Below are 1169 nucleotides of genomic sequence, written 5' to 3' on the forward strand. Positions count from 1 at the left end.
GGCCCCGCATGAGCCCCCCGCGCCTCATCCGCAACCCCCGCTGGACCCGCACCCTCGCCTTCAAGGCCGCGGCGTTCATCACGGTGATGTGCTGCGCGCTGGCGACGATGCTCGGCGTCCTCGTGCACGTCCAGGTGACGAACCAGACCGTCGGCCAGTCGAGGGACGTCGCGCTGTCGAAGCTCGCGGACGCGACGGACGCGTACGAGGCGGGCGACGCGCTGGCGCCGAACGCGGGCGTGGACCCCGAGGGGCTCCCCCAGGAGCTGAAGGCGCTGGCGGCGGCGGGTGAGCGCGGCACGATGGTCGCCGACTACCGGGGCCGCCCGCTGATGTGGGCGGCGGGCCCGGCGGCCGGCGGCCGGGCGCTGGCGGTGGCCGTCGAGTACGGCCAACAGGCGCGCACGATCGAGGCGTTGGACAACGCGATCCTGTGGTCGTCGGGCCTGGCGATCGGCGTGACGCTGCTGGTCGGCGCGGTGGCGGTGGCGCGGGTGACCCGGCGCCTCCAGGCGACCGCGCAGGTCGCGCGCCGGATCAGCGCGGGCGACCTGGACGCCCGGGTCGGCGACCCGCTGGCGAAGGAGACGCGGCAGGACGAGGTCGCCGCGGTGGCCGCCGCGCTGGACCGGATGGCGGCCTCGCTCCAGGGCAAGCTGCTGAGCGAGCAGCGCTTCACTGCGGACGTCGCGCACGAGCTGCGCACCCCGCTGACGGGTCTGCACGCGGCGGCGGAACTGCTGCCGCCGGGCCGCCCGACGGAGCTGGTCCGCGACCGGGTCGCCGCGCTGCGGACGCTCACCGAGGACCTGCTGGAGATCTCCCGGCTGGACACCGGCAAGGAGCGACTGGACGTCGGCGCGGTCGAGTTGGGGGCGCTGGCGCACCGGGTCGTGGCGGCGTCGGGCGGGGCGGCGGAGGTGGTCGTCGTCGAGGACCGGGTCGTCGAGACGGACCGGCGGCGCCTGGAGCGGGTGCTCGGCAACCTCGTGTCGAACGCGCACCGGCACGGTTCGGAGCCGGTGGTGGTGACGGTGGACGGGCCGGTGGTGACGGTCCGGGACCACGGCGGGGGCTACCCGGAGTACCTGGTGCTGCACGGGCCCCAGCGGTTCCGTACGGAGGGCGGGGCGCGCGGGCACGGGCTGGGGCTGACGATCGCGGTGGGG

Annotated in this window: 1 protein-coding gene; it reads left to right on the forward strand. The window is 76.2% G+C overall.

Features of this window, described 5'->3' with window-relative positions; all coding sequences use genetic code 11:
* Nucleotides 1–8: 8 nt before the first annotated feature.
* Nucleotides 9–1169: sensor histidine kinase (locus tag AOK24_RS44700; protein WP_055725510.1), on the forward strand; the 1161-nt coding region annotated here is incomplete at its 3' end.

It is taken from the genome of Streptomyces niveiscabiei, assembly GCF_001419795.1.
Lineage (GTDB): Bacteria > Actinomycetota > Actinomycetes > Streptomycetales > Streptomycetaceae > Streptomyces > Streptomyces niveiscabiei.